This window comes from Clostridium sp. M62/1 (assembly GCF_020736365.1).
Taxonomy (GTDB): domain Bacteria; phylum Bacillota; class Clostridia; order Lachnospirales; family Lachnospiraceae; genus Otoolea; species Otoolea saccharolyticum_A.
Genome location: NZ_CP085988.1, coordinates 417,501 through 436,161, shown reverse-complemented (window position 1 = coordinate 436,161; position 18,661 = coordinate 417,501). Strand labels below are relative to the sequence as shown.

Sequence of the window (18,661 nt, the reverse complement as noted above, 5' to 3'; positions counted from 1 at the left end):
AGATAAAATTTTGCGATAATACCATTTCCCAGATTTTCAGCGAAAATGCTGAATGGATTTTTCTCATAACAGACTTTCGTAAAGATATAGACGCGCGCAGCTCTCTAAAATGGCAAAGATATGATGCTGCAGAAGCACGGAAACCAGCACATTCGAGCTTTCACAATCATCAAATGGCAGTGCCTCCGAAGCTGTCTCCTGCTTCTGTAAATGTAACCTCATTATGTCATGCAGTTCTAAAATGTCAAGCGAAATTTTCCCACTTTATATTGTAATTTCTGCTAAAAATAGGCCTGTTTTTTTGTGCATATTTCAGGCCAGTTAAAACTGTTACCCATTCCTCGGGAAGCACTGAAACAGCCCTAAGAAATGAAACAGGCGCATCCTCTCCCTTCAAAAAGAAGATGCGCCTGTCCTATGTTCTCGATATCTATTTTTCTCCAAATACAGCTCTGTAGTCAGCCTGGAATTTCACAATTCCCTGATCGGTCAGAGGATGGTGAAGCATCTGCTCAAGCACCTTATAGGGAACGGTGGCGATGTCTGCCCCTGCCTGTGCACACTGTGTCACATGCATGGTTGTACGGATGCTGGCGGCAATTACTTCTGTCTCAATTCCGTGGGTTTCAAAAATATCCATAATCATTTCAATGAGCTCCACACCCGGCTCTGAGATATCGTCCAGCCTTCCCACAAACGGCGACACGTAGGCTGCTCCTGCTCTCGCTGCCAGCAGCGCCTGATTTGCCGAGAAAATAAGTGTTACATTTACCTTAATCCCTTCTGAAGAAAGCACCTTTGTAGCCTTCAGTCCTTCCGCTGTCATAGGAATTTTCACTACCATGTTGGGGTGGATGGCTGCGATTTCGCGTCCCTCACGAATCATCCCTTCTGCATCAGTTGTGAAGGCATTTACCTCCCCGCTGATCGGCCCGTCGACGATAGAAGCAATCTCCTCGATTACCTGCTTAAAATCACGTCCCTCCTTGGCAATCAAAGATGGGTTTGTCGTAACTCCGCAGATAATCCCCATGTCATTGGCCTTTCTGATCTCATCCACATTAGCCGTGTCAATAAAAAATTTCATACCTTTCTCCTTTCACCGGACTCTCATCAAATGCTTTCACGCATAGATTTATTCTATCACATTCACACTCATTTGCAATATAAACCGAAGTTGTATTTTCTCTTCCCCATTGACTTTTTCTTCTTACAGGTGTTAAAATATTCCTATATTAGTTCATTTTTTTAAACCAATACTTTCAGTAAATTTGCAGACCAAATTTTTTAACTTTTTATCGCCATACAGGCGCAAAGGAGGTGTGATGTTCTGACAGAGGCAGAAGATTTAAAAAAACAATTTCACCAGTGCATGCCCTTCTTCATAGCGCTGGGCGACGAAATACGTCTCACAATCGTGGAGGTGCTGACGGAAGCCGCCTCTAAAAACTGCAGCGGAGATTTTTCCCGGGAAAATATGAGCCGGCACGGCCTGAATGTGAAGGAAATCACAGAGTATACAAGCCTCTCAAGGCCTGCTGTCTCCCACCATCTGAAAATTTTAAAAGAGGCTGGACTTATCGATATCAGGCGCTCGGGGACCTGCAATTACTACTATCTCACAATCTCCGAGGCCACAGCTGAGCTCATCGGTCTGGGCCGCAGGCTCCAGTCCTTCCTCGGCATAAAGTCCCCTGACTAGGGACTGACTTTCCTTTTCCTTTTTTTAACAATTTATCCTTTTATCTGAACTGCTGCACGTTTCTGCACATATTTTTTCTTTTTTCCAGCCATACTAGGCTTCAAAGGAGGAAAAATACATGATTAAGACAAAAACAAAACAGGAAGCAAAGGCCGGAGGAAAGCCTACTGCGATGACTGTGAAGGATGAGCTGCGCCGGATCATGGCCGAAATGGACTGCGCCAGAAATCACTTTGATCAGGCAGTTGATCCGGTGCTTATCGACTGCTATATTTACGAGATCAACGCAGCCCAGCTGCGTTATCAGTTTCTCCTGCGCCGAATTAAAAGCCAGGAACTTTAGAAGAGCTTTCATCTCTTATCAAAGCTGGCTCACAGGGGGACACTGATTATCCAAACAAAAACTATGGCATTGGCAGGACTGTTACCGGATGCCGGATTCTTTCATGTCCTGCAGGCCTGTATTTCAGGGGGAACTTAGTTATGAACACAACAACAGATACCAAATCTTTTGGCAAGGACCAGTACATGAAAAAAACGGCCGGGCAAAAGACAAAAACTTCAAAAGCAGGAATGGGATTTTTTGGTGAACTCGACCTCTACCTGTTCGGTGAGGGACGCCATTACCGTCTCTATGAAAAGATGGGAGCCCACCCTTACACCTACCGGAAAAAAGCCGGCATGCACTTTGCCGTATGGGCGCCTCACGCACAGTCCGTAAGCGTAGTAGGGGATTTCAACGGATGGAATCCCGAAAAAAATCCCATGAAAAATATCAATGGACAGGGAATTTATGAGGCCTTTGTGCCTGATTTAAAGGAGGGCGAGCTCTATAAATACGCTGTCACCACCCAAACGGGCTCTCTGCTCTTAAAATCCGATCCCTTTGCCTTCAGCGCCGAATACCGGCCGGGAACTGCCTCTGTAACTTCTGACATTACAGGCTTTTCCTGGAGCGACTCCGCCTGGATGGAAAAGAGGAAGCAGACAGACCCTGTCAAGGCTCCCCTCGCAATCTACGAGGTGCATCTGGGGTCCTGGCGAAAAACCATCCGTCCGGAGCGGGACAACTGCTATACATACAGGGAGGCAGCCAAGGCCCTTGCAGACTATGTAAAGCATATGGGCTATACCCATGTGGAGCTTATGGGGATCGCAGAGCACCCCTTTGACGGCTCCTGGGGCTATCAGGTGACCGGCTATTATGCTCCCACCTCCCGCTACGGTGCTCCCAAGGATTTCATGTACCTTGTAAATTATCTCCATAAAAAAGGAATCGGCGTTATTTTAGACTGGGTTCCCGCCCATTTTCCCAGGGACGCCCACGGGCTTGCTGATTTTGACGGGGAACCCCTCTATGAGTACGCAGATCCCCGCAAGGGAGAGCATCCCGACTGGGGTACAAAGGTATTTGATTACGGAAAGAACGAGGTCAAAAATTTCCTGATCGCCAACGCCCTCTACTGGATCGAGCAGTACCACATAGACGGACTGAGGGTGGATGCAGTGGCATCCATGCTCTATCTGGATTACGGCAGAAAGGACGGGGAGTGGGTTGCCAACCAGTACGGCGGCAATCAGAATCTGGAAGCCATCGAATTTTTCAAGCATTTAAACAGTGTTCTGACAGGGAGAAAGGACGGCTGCATGATTATCGCCGAGGAGTCCACAGCCTGGCCGAAGGTCACGCACCGGCCGGAGGATGACGGACTTGGCTTTACCTTCAAGTGGAACATGGGCTGGATGCACGATTTCCTGGAATACATGAAGCTGGATCCCATTTACAGGAAATTTAACCACAACCACATGACCTTCGGGCTTACCTACTCCACCAGTGAAAACTTCATCCTCGTTCTCTCCCACGATGAGGTTGTCCATTTAAAATGCTCTATGATCAATAAGATGCCCGGCATCTACGAGGACAAATTCGCCAACCTGAAGGCAGGCTACACCTTCATGCTGGGCCATCCCGGCAAAAAGCTGCTGTTTATGGGACAGGATTTCGGCCAGTTCCACGAGTGGGATGAAAAGGTATCTCTGGACTGGTATCTGGCTGACGAACCCCTCCATGCAGATCTTCAAAGCTATGTAAGGGGCCTTCTCACCCTCTATCGGAAATACCCCTGCCTGTCCCGCCTGGACAATGACTACGCAGGCTTCCAGTGGATCAATGCCAACGACGCTGACCGAAGCATTTTCAGCTTCGTACGCCGGGATGAAACGAAGAAGAAAAATCTCCTCTTCATCATCAATTTCACTCCGGTGGAGAGGGCGGATTACCGGGTAGGCGTGCCGAAGCGGGGCAATTTCACCCTGGTTCTGGACAGCCATCACGGATATTATGAGAAAAACGATGACGTGCACGTTTACCGCTCCAAGAAGGGAGAGTGCGACGGCCAGCCCTACTCCTTCTCTTATCCGCTTCCCCCCTACGGGACGGCCGTGTTCCGCTTTTAAGAGATGGAATATTCCCTATTCCTTCCGCTGTCCATTTTCGCCGTCTATTTCCACTTTCCCACTGTCTATGGACAGATTCAGGGCTGCCGCTTCTGCGGCGGCCCTTTTTCCTGCCCTCCAGCTTCCTTCTCCCCTTTCTTCCCTCTTGACACAGCATGTCCGCTGCAGGTATAATAACAGAAAGTTAGTATTAGCTAACCATTGTGTAAAGGAGGTCTTTTGCCATGTCAGGAGGAACGATTTCAACGGCTGTCATCTGTGTCATACTGGCCGTCATCTGTATTTTTTCTGTAAAGAAATACAGAAAGAAGCTCACCTCCGGCTGCTGCGGTGCAGGCGGGGAGGGAACAGTCAAAAAAAGGAGAGTATCGGATCGAAACAAAGCCCATTATCCGTACACAAAAATCCTGAAAATTGACGGCATGTCCTGCGGAAACTGCGCAAACCGGGTGGAAAATGCATTAAACGCCCTTGACGGAGTCTGGGCCTCTGTGGATCTGGGAAGCCAGGAAGCCCTGGTGCGGATGAAGCAGCCCATGGACCCGGAGCTCTTAAAAAATGCCGTCAGAAAACAGGGGTACACCGTCATCCGGATAACTGATTAAAATAAGAAATTTAGCCAGCATTGCGAGTGCTAAGATGAACATTCCTATCTGTCTGAACTGAAAGAGCGGGGCGGCCTCTCCTCCCATTCATCCAGGAGAAAAGGGGAAGTTTCTTTGTGACTTTCATCGGAACAAAAAAACTTCCCCTTTTCTCCCCACTTCCCCTCTTCCCCTACAGAAGCGCCTGATAAACCTCTCTCTTGCTGATCCCCCGATCCTTGGCCACCCGCTTCATGGCCTCTTTTTTATCCATCCCCTGTGAGAGATACAGCTCCATATGCTCCTCGACGGTCATCTCCTCAAACTCCTGCTGCTTCTCCCGGTTCACCTGGTCAAAGGATTTTCCTTCGATGACTACCACGCACTCGCCCTTAGGCTCATTCTCCTTATAAAATTCCAGAGCGCCGGAAAACGTGGTGCGAAAGGCCTCCTCATAGCGCTTTGTCAGTTCCCTGCAGACGGTGATATTCCTCTCCCCCAGAGCAGCCGCAAGCTCTGAAAGCGTCCTCACCAGATGGTGGGGAGCCTCGTAGACAATGATCGTCCTAGTCTCCTTCTTCAGCTCCTCCAGAATCCACTGCCGTTCCTTCTTATCCGCCGGCAGAAAGGCCTCAAAACAGAAACGCCTGGTGGGAAGACCGGAAATAGTCAGGGCTGTGATGCAGGCTGCAGGCCCCGGAAGAGAGGTGAGGGGAATCCCCGCCTCATGGCACTGGCGCACCAGCTCCTCCCCGGGATCGGAGATACCCGGTGTCCCCGCATCCGTCACCAGCGCCACCGTTACCCCCTTCTTCATCTGATCCACCAGGTACCTGGCCTTCTCCACCTTGTTGTACTCATGGTAGCTTGTCATAGGAGTCTTAATCTGAAAATGGTTCAGCAGCTTGATGCTGTGCCTGGTATCCTCCGCAGCGATGAGATCCACGTTTTTCAGAGTATCCAGCACCCGAAGGGTAATATCGTCCAGATTGCCGATGGGAGTGGCGCACAGGTACAGCTTTCCCGTCCCTGCCTTTTGTGTCTTTTCACTCAGAAGAGCCTTGTCATCCATCTTCCGTTCCCTCCTCTTTTAATACCCGTAGATATCATAAATCTCATCCATGTAAACCCCCGGTTCCCGGTACACGATCAGCGGCTTTTCCACCTTTATCATGGAACGCCCCCCCTTCACCGCCTCTATAAGAACCATGTTGGCATCCTTGTCTACAAAGGGGTGTACGAGCTTCATCCTCTTTGGCTCCAGCTTATACTTCGTAAATGCAGTGATAATCTCAATGAGCCTGTGAGGCCTGTGCACCATATAAAACCGGCCTCCCGGCCGGAGCACCTTCGCTCCCTCCCGCACCACGTCCTCCAGGGTGCAGAGCACCTCATGGCGGGCAATGGCCTTGGGAAGATCCGGATTTTTCAGCCCGTGGCTGTCGTTCATATAGGGAGGATTTGATGTCACCACATCAAAAGAGGCAGCACCGAAAATCCGGCCTGCTTCTTTTATATCTCCTGTCACAATCTCAATTTTCCCCTCCAGGCCGTTGAGCCAAACGCTCCTTCTTGCCATCTCGGCCATGTTCTCCTGGATTTCCAGCCCAGCAAAATAGCTGCCCTCTGTCTTGGCTTCCAGAAGGATGGGGATAATCCCCGTCCCCGTTCCCAGGTCGAGAGCCCTCTCCCCCGGCTTTACCGACGCATATCCAGACAGAAGCACTGCATCCATTCCAAAGCAGAATGCCTTTTGGTTCTGGATGATCCGGTAGCCATTTCTGTGAAGATCGTCGATCCTCTCATCCTCTCTCAGTTCAATCTCTCTTTTCTCTGTATTCAAGTCCTGTCCCTTCCTGAGTCTTTCACGAAGTTTTCACCTGGATCAGTTATTGTCCAGCTTGGATTTTCCTTCCCTCTTTTCAAGGGCCTCCAGCTGCTTTAACTCCGCATCCACATTTACCTTTTCTTTTCTGCGCTTCGGTCTGAATTTCAGGCGTTTTACCGGGTATTCCCGGATCTCCTTTTCGTCCTTTCCCACTGTCACCACTACCTTTACCAGCTGGCGCAGCACACTTACGCTGTGGACCTCTCCCTTGAGGCCGTCGTCCGTCGTCACATAGTCGCCGATTCCCGGCAGCTTGCTGTTTAACTCCTCGTAGGTTTCCTCCTCATTTTTCAGACAGCACATCAGCCTGCCGCAGACGCCTGAGATCTTTGTGGGATTTAAGGACAGATTCTGTTCCTTGGCCATCTTAATAGAGACGGGGATAAACTCTGACAGGTAGGTATGGCAGCACAGGGGGCGTCCGCAGATTCCGATTCCTCCCATGATCTTCGTCTCATCTCTGACTCCGATCTGGCGAAGCTCAATCCTGGTCTTAAACACGGCAGCCAGATCCTTTACAAGCTCCCTGAAATCGATTCTGCCGTCAGCAGTAAAGTAAAAGAGCACCTTATTGTTGTCGAAGGTGTACTCCGCGTCAATGAGTTTCATCTGAAGATTGTGTTTTTTAATCTTTTCCAGACAGATGCCGAAGGCCTCTTTCTCCTTTTCCTTATTCCTACGCTCTGTCTCCTCGTCCGCTGCCGTAGCCATACGGATCACGGACTTTAAGGGCTGAACGACCTTGGACTCGTCCACCTCCCTGCTGCCGAGAACCACATGGCCAAACTCAATACCCCTGGCTGTTTCTACAATTACATGATCTCCCGTGTTGATCTCCAATCCGGCCGGGTCGAAAAAATAAACCTTTCCCGCCGTCCGGAACCTGACACCTATTACCTTTATCATCAATCTAATTCTCCTTCATTGTTAAGAGCATAAGCTCAAGGGCGAGCTCTGTATTTACATTGGCCGCCAGCCTTGCCTTTGCCTTGTCAATGGCATTCAGAATGGTCTCAAGCCCCTCATAGGAGCTGTTCTGGCAGAGCTTGCTGACGGTTGTATATTCCTCCTTAAAAATCAGGCAGTTCATATCCTTTGTCACCTTGTACATCAAAATGTCCCTGTACCAGAGCTGCATGAAATCCAGGCACTCGTCCAGATCGAGGTTTTCCTCCTGCATCTTCCTGATGTAGTCGAGAAGCATGACAAGATCCATCTCCTTCACATGCTTTAAAAGGTTCAGAATCTCCCTGTAAAGCAGCTTAAACTCCTCTGAAGACGCCAGATGAATGGCCTTTCCCAGATTTCCTCTGGCAAATGCCGCATAGATATCCGCCTGGCTCTCCCCGATTCCCATGGATTCCATCAGATAGCTGCTGACGGTCTGATCCTTTAATGGTCTCAGCTTCAGCTTAATACACCGTGACAGGATGGTCGGCAGAAATGCCTCCTCGTTGGTGGTCATCAGAATAATCACCGCATAGGACGGCGGCTCCTCAATGGTCTTTAAAAGGGCGTTCTGAGCCTGAACCGTCATTTTCTCCGCCTCGTCCACCAGATAGATCTTGTAGGCGCTGCTGTAGGGCTTAATCTGTATGGTGTCATTGAGCTGCTCCCGTATATCGTCAACACCGATGCTGTTTGGCTTTTCATGGGTGACCCAGATCACATCCGGATGGTTCCCGCTCAGTATCTGTTTGCAGGAATGACATTCCATGCACGGTTCCTTATCACTTTTTTCACAGAGCAGCGTCATGGCAAATGCCTTAGCTAATGTCTTCCTTCCCATCCCCTGCTCGCCCGAAAGGATATACGCATGGGAAACCTTGTGGTATTCGATTGCTTTCTGAAAATGATCCTTTATCATTTCATGTCCGATAATATCTTTAAAGCCTGCCATGATTCCTCCTGAAGAAAATGTTATGCATAGAAGCTGCGCATTAAAGCCGCTGTCTCTTCTCTCACTGCCTGTGCGGCTGTCATTTCGTATCCTCCTGATACAGACTTTCGCGGTCATTATACCATCTCGACTGACGTCTCGATGGGCCGCTCGTCAAATGCATGCTCATGCAAGCATGGCATGCGCTTTCCTCGCTATTATATCACACTATCCCTTTTGAGGAAAGCGAGAATAAAAGGGAAACCCTGTTATCCTCTGGGCCAGATCGTCTAAACACTTTTCCAGCTCCCGGTTCTCATATCTGTCCTGCGCGGTGATTCCTGCTTCAGCCAGCTTTTCCTCTGAAAAATCCTCCTCGTCAGCCAGAAAACGGCGGCACAGCTCCGCATATCGCGGGCATTTCTGCTGTTTTTCCCGGTTCAGAGCCCGTTCAAGCCGTTCTCCATCCTCCACCTCAATATAGAGGGGGACTGTATTCTCCCGTCCAAAGTAGCTGCGGATACTCTGGTAGGATTCAAGCGTTCCTATCATCAGAATGTTCCCCTCCCTGAGATCAATCTGCCCGTCATCGACGGTTGCATAGCTCCAGGGGCCGTACATCGTATGATAAGTTCTCTTTTCAATCACCTTTCCCATTTCCCACATCTCCTGTAAGGAGGCCTCATCTGTAAAATGGTACTCTGCCCCCTCCTTTTCTCCCTCCCGCATAGGCCGGGTTGTATAGGGGATAATGGTTTTCAGCTCCGGAATACGTTCCAGCAGCTTTTTGTAAATGGTATCCTTTCCCGAAGCGCTCTTTCCCATCACAAAGTAGATTTTCCCGTATTCGTTTCTCTCCTCTTCTCTTTGTCCTCTTCCCTGTTCTAATTCAGTTCCTGTTTTCTGCTTCATCTTATCTTTCCATCTGTCCTTCTTTACCGTTCTTTTCAACCGCTTCCCTGACTGCAGTGTCCACTGTCCCGTCCTCATAAATTCCCTCCACAGTCAGGCCCAGCCTTCTGTTGGAAAGAATCATCTGAAGCGCCTCCCTGGAAATCTCCTCACCGGGAACTATGGCCGGAACTCCTGGCGGATAGACGGTGAGAAATCCTCTGCTCACAAGTCCTGCTGCCTGCTCCAGGCGAATGCGCCTGCCAGGCCGTCTGATAGCCTCAGACATATTCATCCTCACCTCTGTATCTCTCGTCCAGGTAAAGAGCCGGCTGTCCTGCGCAGCCAGCTCTGCCCCTTTTTCATCCTCCCTTTTGCTTTCCTCTGTGCCTTCCCTTTTGTTCTCTTCTGCCGCTTTTTCACATAACTCCCTGTCGATCGTACACAGAGCCTCCATCAGCCGCAAAAGTCCTTCCTCGCTGTCCATCAGGGAGGTCATAAAAATCACATACCTGTCGCAGCACATTTCCGGTTCCAGATGAAACCGTTCTCTTACCTCTGCTGCCAGCCAGGTTCCATTGTATCTTTCCCGGCCGCCGTTCTCTTCTGCAGTCTTCTCTCCAAGTTCTCTCCTGACATGGGGTCTTATGCCCACCACCAGCTTTGACAGATCCCTGTCTGCTGCAGCCTTGCGCCCGATCACAGAATCGTCAAGGATCCACAGGCATTTCCATTCCTCCGCTCTCTCCATCCACTGCTCCAGACGCCTTCCGTACTTCTCCAGGTGTTTTCTTCCCTCCAAGTCCATATACTGAATACAGTTATCGATGGAAGCCATCAAAAGATAGGAGGGGCTGGAGCTCTGATACACTCTCAGATAAAATTCCAGGCATTCCCTGTCAATGCGGCTGCCTCTTATATGGAGCAGAGCCGTCTGCGTCAGAGAGGGAAGTGTTTTATGCACACTCTCAATCACCACATCCGCTCCCAATTCCAGCGCAGAGCGCGCAAACAGCCTCCCCTCTCTCCTGCCTTTTCCCGTCCCTTCTCCAAATGCAAGATGGGCGCCGTGAGCCTGATCTACAATCAGAGGAAGCCCGTATGAATGGACAGTCTCTGCAATGCGTTCCACATCCGACACAATTCCCTCATAGGTGGGAGAGGTGAGAAAGACAGCTCCTATCTCCCTCTTCCCCTGCTCCTTCAAAATCCTGTCTATCTTTTCGGCAGAGATCCCTCCCTGAATTCCATATTCCTCAAAGATCTCAGGATATACATACAGGGCCTTCAGTCCCCTGAGCATCACTCCATGGTAGGCTGACTTGTGAGAATTCCTTGCCATCAGGAGAGTTCCTCCCTCGGGCACCGCCGCGCTGATGGCTGCCAGAATTCCGCAGGTGCTGCCATTGACCAGATAATACGTCCTGTCTGACCCGTAAATCTGAGCCGCCTGCTCCATGGAGTCTCTCAAAATTCCCTCTGCGTGGTGAAGGTTGTCAAACCCCTCGATCTCTGTAATATCCACAGAAAACGGATTGGGGAAGGAAGTTATCCCCAGCTCCTGCCTTCTTTTATGTCCCGGCATGTGGAAGCCATAAAAATCTGACCTTCCATATTCCTCCAGTCTGTCAATCAGACGCATACTCCTGCTCCTTCCAGGTTCCTGTTTCTGTTTATTCCATGACAGCAGCCCTGCCCCGTCTGGCGTTTCGTCTCTCATGGTTCCTCTGTTTCTTTATCTATTCTCAATCTATTCTTTATCTAATCTTTATCTCTTTCTCATCTCTTCTCTACCACTTTACCAGCGATGCCTCTGTACTTATATCCCGGATCACTCCCGATGTACTGTCATACGTACATTCGTGGTAGAAACAGTAAATATCATCTCCCTGGGCAGCTACAAAGGACAGTCTGTCATTTCCGCTGTTTCTCGGAATAGAATCCTCGATAATTCCCATCTGTCCGTCCTCCATAATCGCACAGATATTCCCGTGAATCTTCCCGTCCACCGTTTCAGAAATATATTCCCCGAAAATCCTGTTTTCTTCCCTGTCCGGGTACATGGCTGTGATCACTCCCTGGAACAGGCGCCCCACCTTCTCCTGGGCCATGGTGTCCAGATTTGCCCTGTAAGTCTGGCTGTACTGTACCCCGTCAATATTTTCCATGCAGGCGCTGTAGTAAAGCCAGCTTCCTATGATGCAGAAGCTGTCCGTGTATATGCCGTTCTGAGCAACCAGCGCAGTCGAATCACTGTCAATGGCTTTTTTATAAATTTTTCTGTCCATTCCGCTCCCATACAGGTAGTATAATTCATTCCCATAAATCTGCTGGGCAGGCCTTACTGCTGTCACAGCATTTCCATCCATCGTATAGACCATGTCCCCGATGTGAAGTTCTCCGTTTTCATCTGGCTGAGCCGGCTCTCCGTCCTCGTACACAAACACAATCTGTCCATCTTCCAGAGCCGGCAGCAAAATTTCCCCCTCTGCATAATCTGTCTCTCCCTCGGAAACACAGTTCAGTCCATTCTCATCCATATAAAACAGAGTATCCCCAAAAGCAAAATACTCACCCTGAGTTTTGACCATTCTTTCCTTTCGCGCTTCTCTCATGCCAGTTCTGAATACAGAATTTCCCTTTCGGTAATACACCCAGTCCTCTGTAAACTGAAGTCCGTCATTATCTAAAACAGCACTGTCTGTAAAAAGCTCTGACTGATTTTCCCCATCTCTATCCGCCATATAGGCTGTCCTCTTTATCTGCTCAGAATTGGGAATCTGATAGCTGCACACATAGTAAAGACTCTGGAAACGAAAATCGGCCCATTCCACATGGCCGTTTCGGATGACGCACTCCTCCTTCTGACCGGGAATTTTCCGGTAAATGTCCCCATCCCTTACCGTATACTTAGTTTCTCCGTCATAAAAGATATTCTGGGAAGCTTCTGTCTGCCTGTTTCTCTCAATTCCCGTCAGCTCTCCGTCCTCAAAAATCAGACGCTGCCTTCCCAGAAAGAGTTCTCCCGTCTCCATCCCGCCTTCCTCAGAATCAACTAGAAGCCTGTCCCCCTCAAGGCGAAATGAAACAGCCTGGTCCTCCTTTCCATCCATGTTCTCTGTTTTATTTTCACTATCCGGCGCTTTTCCATCACTTGTGCCGTTCTCCCCTGCTTTGTAGATGCCCTCTGATTCAGTCCCCTCTGAAACAGTATCCTGTACTCTGTTATGTTCATCAATAAACTGGATTACTCCCCTGTACAGGATAAATGCGGCAATCCCGAGCACCACAAACATCAGAGTCACCCGTACAAAGCTCTTTACATATTCTCCCGGGGAGCTTTCCTCCTTCTCCTCCACAGCTTCATCCTTCGAAATTCCCGCCTTTTCCTCCACCGTCATCCAAAGCTCTGCAGCCATATTTTCTGAAATTTTTTCCGGATCACTTCCAGGCTCAGACTCAGATTCCGGCGCCATCCCCGCATGGTGAAAGACAAGCTCCCTCAGGTAGTTTCTAATAGCCTCCTCAGACTCCGGAATCGTCTCTCTCTGGCCGAACAGTTCAGCATAAGTAATAATTACCAGATCTCCTGCTTTCTCGTGTCCCTGGGCCTCACAGGCAGCCTGAAACACATCCTGGACAGTCAGAATGTAGAAATTTTCAAATTCTTCCGTCTGCCCCATTCTCACCTGAGCCGCCGTCCGCTCAAGCAATGTCTGCTTCTTCATAAAAACTTCCTCCTGCCAAACACATCCCATCACAGGCATTCCCTCAAACAGTTATTGTAATTATTTTAAGGTAAAACTCCCTTTTTTTCCACCGTTTTTCTGAAAATAAATCGCACAGAAACGTCCCCTCCCCTTCCTGAGCAGTAAATCCTTCCTTGTTTTTCAGCCTCCTGTAAAAAAAAGCAGGAATGTCCTGCCCGGGTATCTGTCATACCAGGGCAGGATATTCCTGCATGTCATTCTTTTACTTCTTTTTTGCCTCTTATCTGCATATCAGAGCTGCATGTCCCGGTACCATTCCATCCTTAACGGAGCACCTGATCTCCGTCCTTGGCAACATAATTTCTCTGGACTCCTATCCGCTCCATCCATGCCCGTGTTTTCATCGTATTGTAGGAACCTGCGCCTGCCACTCCGTCCTTCATATTGTCCCAGAGCCAGTCCGGAGCAGGCCAAAAGCAGATTTCCGGATGGAGAACCTGATAAAGATTCTCCCCCACTCCGTCCTGGCCGTGGTGTGCCATCTGAACAACATCCGATTCCAATTCATTATAATTCCACATGCGAATTAACCTGGTTCCCGGCTCCCATCCCAGATCCCCGAGAAACATAATCCTCTTCCCGTTAATGTCAATCCTGTAAACCACTGAGCTGTTGTTAAATGTATTGTACTCTGTGTAAAACGGCTCATTCATCACGGTAATTCTGGCGTTGTCCACCCAGAATTCCTGCCCCTTTGAGAGAGGAGTATGCAGCTTTTCCGGAGCTGTCTTTGAAAATGCAGCCATCAGATTATCGTAATCTGACATGCGCCCCATATTATCGCCCTTCTCATACTGTTCCCTGGACAAGAAGGAGTAGTAGATGCTGTCAATCTGCACTGGAACGGGATTCCTGTTTAAAATATTTGTCAGAGCTCCGATATGGTCACTGTGGGGATGCGTGATCAGCCAGGCAGACACCCTGCCTCCCATAGACTGAATCGTCTCCACCAGATGATCTGCATCCTGATCAAGCCCGCCGTCTATGACAATGACCTCCCCGTTATTTGTCTGAAGCAGAAACGACATATTCTGGCCAGAAGTCTGAGAAGCCAGCATTGTAAGCGCTGCTCCTCCCAGATACGCCTCCTCCTTAGAGTCTGTAGCCGAGCCGGCAGCCGGCTGTCCAGGCTGTTGCCCCTGCTGAATGGCCTCGATCAGCAATCCGTTTTCATCAGCCCTGCTCTCCCCGGCCGGCACTGCCAGAAACATCATAAATGCCGCCATAAACGCGGCCATCAGCCTTTTTCCTCTATTTTTCAGTCTTTTTTTCAGGTTTTCTTTCATCTTCCATCCTTTCTGATTCCCATCTTCTGTCCTTTCATGAGGTTTATCTAACTGCGATTATATCAATAAGCATGGAATAAAACAACTTAACAAATTCTGACGATTTTCTTTTCCCGCCATCTCTTTCTGGTTTGCTGTTTCATTCCCTTTAATTCTTTTTCTCGCATGCATCCCATTCATCCTGTCTTCACTTTACATAATGTATCTATGCCTGTCAAAATCATACTTTGACACAATTTTCAGGGCCCCCCTGTCATCTGTCACCATACATTTTCCTTCGTTGGAATCATGCTCAGGCCAGAGAAAGAAATACTGGCCTTCTGAATCTTTCTGAAGTCCAGTCAGCATATAACCGTCCCTGTCAAACAGATACCAGGCACTGTTTCGTTCCATCCAAAACCATCCATCCTTTGCATAGGAGCCATCTGAATACTGGTACCACCAGCGAATGCCGTCCTGGGCCATCTTCCAGCCCTCATCTGCCTTTTTCGGCCAGGTCGCCATAAATGCCTTGGGATTTTTATAAGTTTTCTTCAATTCTTTCGTTGTGCTTCCCCAATCCGGCAGATATAAATGAGGTTTATCCACAATACTCGTCCATCTGCCTCCCCATCCGAGACCCAGCTTCTCTGCCACAGAAGCTGCCCTCTCAAACATTCCCGTAGAATCGTTGAAGGCATCATCTGTTACAGCTCCATTTCCGTTAATATCCATTTTTAGAAAAAAATCAAAGGCAATCCCCCATTGGTGCTGTGAGGAATAGCTGCTCCCTTTTGCATTTGTAACAATCGGCCCAGGTTTTGTCCTGCCCTGCTCATACAGCGCATCCTGCTCCTTTACAGTCCTGAGCGTTTCCCCAATCTCCACAATAATCCCCTGATCCAGACACTCCTTCTGCCACTGAGTGGCCAGATGCTGAAGTCTTGGATGACATAATGTGATATCTCTCATGCAAGTTTCCTTTATTATCATATATCATTTTACATATCATATTCGGTCTGTCCAAAAATGTTATCAGGTCTTCTTTGCGTTTGGCAGCCTCCAGTCAGTTTTTATCATAACAAAAACAGCGGAAAGCCCTTATCTTAAAGGCTTCCCGCTTATTTTTAAGGATGAGGCATCGGGGATTCGAACCCCGGACAACTTGATTAAAAGTCAAGTGCTCTACCGACTGAGCTAATACCCCGGAAATATTATTGAAATGACAAGCTTCGTTTCAAAACGAATGTTTTGTTCTAAACATACATTCATAAGCAAAAAAATAAATGCCCAGAACCGGAATCGAACCAGTGACACGAGGATTTTCAGTCCTCTGCTCTACCAACTGAGCTATCTGGGCATTTTCCTTATGCACCTTCACCAGACAGATGACTCCGTCTAAAAAAATGCATAAAAAAATTGCGGGGGCAGGATTTGAACCTACGACCTTCGGGTTATGAGCCCGACGAGCTTCCAGACTGCTCCACCCCGCGTCAATATTTACATTACTATTATATACAATAAGTATCAAAATATCAATACTTATTTTAAATGGATGGAGGTGGATTCGAACCACCGAAGCGTGTCGCAACAGATTTACAGTCTGCCCCCTTTGGCCACTCGGGAATCCATCCATATGAAATTGGCTTTCGCCTAGAGCCGATGATCGGACTCGAACCGATAACCTGCTGATTACAAATCAGCTGCTCTGCCAATTGAGCCACATCGGCAAATGAAATGGGGCCTATAGGGCTCGAACCTATGACCCTCTGCTTGTAAGGCAGATGCTCTCCCAGCTGAGCTAAGACCCCAGATTTTAATTTTTAGCTTGTCGCTAAAGCGACCCGGATGGGACTCGAACCCACGACCTCCGCCGTGACAGGGCGGCGCTCTAACCAACTGAGCCACCGGGCCAAATGAGGATACATACCCTCAAAACCACACATTGAACTTCCGCTCTTCCTTCTTCCTACCTTTCCATCCTTCCTACCCAACCTCTTGGTTAAGCCCTCGACCGATTAGTAACAGTCAGCTCCATGCATTACTGCACTTCCACCTCTGCCCTATCTACCTCGTCGTCTTCAAGGGGTCTTACTACTTGCGTATGGGATATCTCATCTTGAGGGGGGCTTCACGCTTAGATGCCTTCAGCGTTTATCCCGTCCCGACTTGGCTACTCTGCCATAGACTTGATAGTCTAACAGATACACCAGAGGTCAGTCCATCCCGGTCCTCTCGTACTAAGGACAGCTCCTCTCAAATATCCTACGCCCGCGCCGGATAGGGACCGAACTGTCTCACGACGTTCTGAACCCAGCTCGCGTACCGCTTTAATGGGCGAACAGCCCAACCCTTGGGACCTACTTCAGCCCCAGGATGCGATGAGCCGACATCGAGGTGCCAAACCACTCCGTCGATGTGAACTCTTGGGAGTGATAAGCCTGTTATCCCCAGGGTAGCTTTTATCCGTTGAGCGATGGCAATCCCACTTTCATACCACCGGATCACTAAGTCCTACTTTCGTACCTGCTCGACCCGTCGGTCTCGCAGTCAAGCTCCCTTCTGCCTTTGCACTCTTTGAATGGTTTCCGACCATTCTGAGGGAACCTTTGAGCGCCTCCGATACCCTTTCGGAGGCGACCGCCCCAGTCAAACTCCCCACCTGACATTGTCCCACTGCCGGGTCACGGCAGCTGGTTAGAAACCCAGTACCACAAGGGTGGTATCCCAACAGCGACTCCGACGAAACTGGCGTCCCGTCTTCTTCGTCTCCCACCTATCCTGTACATGCAGTACCGAATCCCAGTATCAAGCTAGAGTAAAGCTCCATGGGGTCTTTCCGTCCTGGCGCAGGTAACCAGCATCTTCACTGGTATTTCAATTTCACCGGGTGCATTGTCGAGACAGCGCTCAAATCATTACGCCTTTCGTGCGGGTCGGAACTTACCCGACAAGGAATTTCGCTACCTTAGGACCGTTATAGTTACGGCCGCCGTTTACTGGGGCTTAGATTCAAAGCTTCGGTTTCCCTAACCTCTCCTCGTAACCTTCCAGCACCGGGCAGGCGTCAGCCCATATACCTCACCTTACGGTTTTGCATAGACCTGTGTTTTTGCTAAACAGTTGCTTGAGCCTATTCTCTGCGGCCACCTTTCGATGGCACCCTTTCTCCCGAAGTTACAGGGTCATTTTGCCGAGTTCCTTAACAATGCTTCTCCCGCCGGCCTTAGGATTCTCTCCTCATCCACCTGTGTCGGTTTACGGTACGGGCACATATCACACAATAGCGGCTTTTCTCGACAGCCCCTACGGAAACTTCCCTACTTCTGTTCGGTACGCGTCACAGTCTCCTGTTGCCAGGCGGATTTGCCAGCCTGACCAGTCCTCTGCTTGCCCCGGTCTTTTCATTCCCGGGTTTTCCTCCGGTTCTGTGTCCCCACAGTTCTGATGATATGTGGTACAGGAATTTCAACCTGTTGTCCATCGACTACGTCTTTCGACCTCGCCTTAGGCCCCGACTTACCCAGAGCAGATCAGCTTTACTCTGGAAACCTTAGATATTCGGCCTGGAGGATTCCCACCTCCATCTCGCTACTCATTCCGGCATTCTCTCTTCTATACAGTCCACAGCTCCTTATCGGTACTGCTTCCTCCCGTATAGAATGCTCCTCTACCAATCCCTTAGGATTCCTAAGCTTCGGTGTTGTGTTTTAGCCCCGGACATTTTCGGCGCAGGACCTCTCGACTAGTGAGCTATTACGCACTCTTTGAATGTGTGGCTGCTTCTAAGCCAACATCCTAGTTGTCTTCGAAATCCCACATCCTTTTCCACTTAACACACACTTTGGGACCTTAGCTGTAGGTCTGGGCTCTTTCCCTTTTGACTACCCAACTTATCTCGTGCAGTCTGACTCCCGTACATCATTTATGCGGCATTCGGAGTTTGATATTCTTCGGTAGACTTTGACGCCCCCTAGGAAATTCAGTGCTCTACCTCCGCTAAACTAATACGAGGCTAGCCCTAAAGCTATTTCGAGGAGAACCAGCTATCTCCGGGTTCGATTGGAATTTCTCCCCTATCCACACCTCATCGCCACCCTTTTCAACGGATGTGCGTTCGGTCCTCCATTCCCTTTTACGGGAACTTCAACCTGGACATGGATAGGTCACCCGGTTTCGGGTCTGCACATGCTGACTTGACGCCCTGTTAAGACTCGCCTTCGCT

General features: G+C 49.2%; 14 protein-coding genes, 7 tRNA genes and 1 rRNA gene (1 of these 22 running past the window's edge). 4 read left to right on the top strand and 18 right to left on the bottom strand.

Features of this window, described 5'->3' with window-relative positions:
* Positions 1-430: 430 nt before the first annotated feature.
* Positions 431-1,087: a fructose-6-phosphate aldolase gene (gene fsa, locus LK436_RS02360; protein ID WP_008397122.1), complete on the bottom strand. Its 657-nt coding sequence runs from the start codon at positions 1,085-1,087 to the stop codon at positions 431-433.
* A gap of 285 nt (positions 1,088-1,372) precedes the next feature.
* Between fsa and LK436_RS02355 the strand changes: the two genes are divergently transcribed.
* The 4 genes from LK436_RS02355 to LK436_RS02340 all read left to right on the top strand — a co-directional run bounded on the left by LK436_RS02355 (position 1,373) and on the right by LK436_RS02340 (position 4,764).
* A complete protein-coding gene (locus LK436_RS02355; RefSeq protein ID WP_008397123.1) occupies positions 1,373-1,702 on the top strand; it encodes an ArsR/SmtB family transcription factor in 330 nt (109 codons plus the stop codon).
* A gap of 118 nt (positions 1,703-1,820) precedes the next feature.
* Positions 1,821-2,045, top strand: coding sequence for a DUF2508 family protein (locus LK436_RS02350; protein ID WP_008397124.1), 225 nt, complete (start codon positions 1,821-1,823; stop codon positions 2,043-2,045).
* A gap of 140 nt (positions 2,046-2,185) precedes the next feature.
* Positions 2,186-4,159 carry a 1,4-alpha-glucan branching protein GlgB gene (gene glgB / locus LK436_RS02345; protein ID WP_008397125.1) on the top strand — a complete coding sequence of 658 codons (1,974 nt, stop codon included), beginning with the start codon at positions 2,186-2,188 and terminating at the stop codon, positions 4,157-4,159.
* 224 nt (positions 4,160-4,383) lie between these two features.
* The gene (locus LK436_RS02340) at positions 4,384-4,764 is read left to right on the top strand and encodes a heavy-metal-associated domain-containing protein (RefSeq protein ID WP_008397127.1); all 381 of its coding nucleotides are present in this window, start codon (positions 4,384-4,386) and stop codon (positions 4,762-4,764) included.
* A gap of 172 nt (positions 4,765-4,936) precedes the next feature.
* Here LK436_RS02340 and rsmI read toward each other — a convergent pair whose 3' ends face one another.
* The 17 genes from rsmI to LK436_RS02255 form a co-directional block, all read right to left on the bottom strand.
* On the bottom strand, positions 4,937-5,815 hold the full coding sequence (gene rsmI, locus LK436_RS02335) for a 16S rRNA (cytidine(1402)-2'-O)-methyltransferase (RefSeq protein ID WP_008397128.1): 879 nt from the start codon (positions 5,813-5,815) through the stop codon (positions 4,937-4,939).
* A gap of 18 nt (positions 5,816-5,833) precedes the next feature.
* Positions 5,834-6,586, bottom strand: a complete 753-nt coding sequence (locus LK436_RS02330; protein ID WP_008397129.1) for a tRNA1(Val) (adenine(37)-N6)-methyltransferase — start codon at positions 6,584-6,586, stop codon at positions 5,834-5,836.
* Between the two features lie 42 nt (positions 6,587-6,628).
* Complete coding sequence (locus tag LK436_RS02325) at positions 6,629-7,537, bottom strand: PSP1 domain-containing protein (RefSeq protein ID WP_008397130.1); 909 nt, start codon at positions 7,535-7,537, stop codon at positions 6,629-6,631.
* Positions 7,538-7,541: 4 nt separating this feature from the next.
* Complete coding sequence (gene holB / locus LK436_RS02320) at positions 7,542-8,531, bottom strand: DNA polymerase III subunit delta' (protein ID WP_008397131.1); 990 nt, start codon at positions 8,529-8,531, stop codon at positions 7,542-7,544.
* Positions 8,532-8,738: 207 nt separating this feature from the next.
* On the bottom strand, positions 8,739-9,422 hold the full coding sequence (locus LK436_RS02315) for a guanylate kinase (RefSeq protein WP_008397132.1): 684 nt from the start codon (positions 9,420-9,422) through the stop codon (positions 8,739-8,741).
* A gap of 1 nt (position 9,423) precedes the next feature.
* Positions 9,424-11,043: a decarboxylase gene (locus tag LK436_RS02310; protein WP_347476053.1), complete on the bottom strand. Its 1,620-nt coding sequence runs from the start codon at positions 11,041-11,043 to the stop codon at positions 9,424-9,426.
* 148 nt (positions 11,044-11,191) lie between these two features.
* Complete coding sequence (locus LK436_RS02305; RefSeq protein ID WP_147594754.1) at positions 11,192-13,129, bottom strand: hypothetical protein; 1,938 nt, start codon at positions 13,127-13,129, stop codon at positions 11,192-11,194.
* 305 nt (positions 13,130-13,434) lie between these two features.
* Positions 13,435-14,457, bottom strand: coding sequence for a ComEC/Rec2 family competence protein (locus tag LK436_RS02300; RefSeq protein ID WP_008397136.1), 1,023 nt, complete (start codon positions 14,455-14,457; stop codon positions 13,435-13,437).
* A 192-nt stretch (positions 14,458-14,649) separates the two neighbouring features.
* A complete protein-coding gene (locus LK436_RS02295) occupies positions 14,650-15,408 on the bottom strand; it encodes a M15 family metallopeptidase (RefSeq protein ID WP_008397137.1) in 759 nt (252 codons plus the stop codon).
* A 162-nt stretch (positions 15,409-15,570) separates the two neighbouring features.
* Positions 15,571-15,643 (bottom strand) — tRNA-Lys (locus LK436_RS02290).
* 80 nt (positions 15,644-15,723) lie between these two features.
* Positions 15,724-15,796, bottom strand: a tRNA-Phe gene (locus LK436_RS02285).
* Between the two features lie 59 nt (positions 15,797-15,855).
* Positions 15,856-15,929, bottom strand: a tRNA-Met gene (locus LK436_RS02280).
* Positions 15,930-15,988: 59 nt separating this feature from the next.
* Positions 15,989-16,070, bottom strand: a tRNA-Tyr gene (locus LK436_RS02275).
* Positions 16,071-16,093: 23 nt separating this feature from the next.
* Positions 16,094-16,166, bottom strand: a tRNA-Thr gene (locus tag LK436_RS02270).
* Between the two features lie 8 nt (positions 16,167-16,174).
* Positions 16,175-16,247 (bottom strand) — tRNA-Val (locus LK436_RS02265).
* 29 nt (positions 16,248-16,276) lie between these two features.
* Positions 16,277-16,350 (bottom strand) — tRNA-Asp (locus LK436_RS02260).
* Positions 16,351-16,434: 84 nt separating this feature from the next.
* A 23S ribosomal RNA gene (locus LK436_RS02255) occupies positions 16,435-18,661 on the bottom strand; it runs 659 nt beyond the window's last position.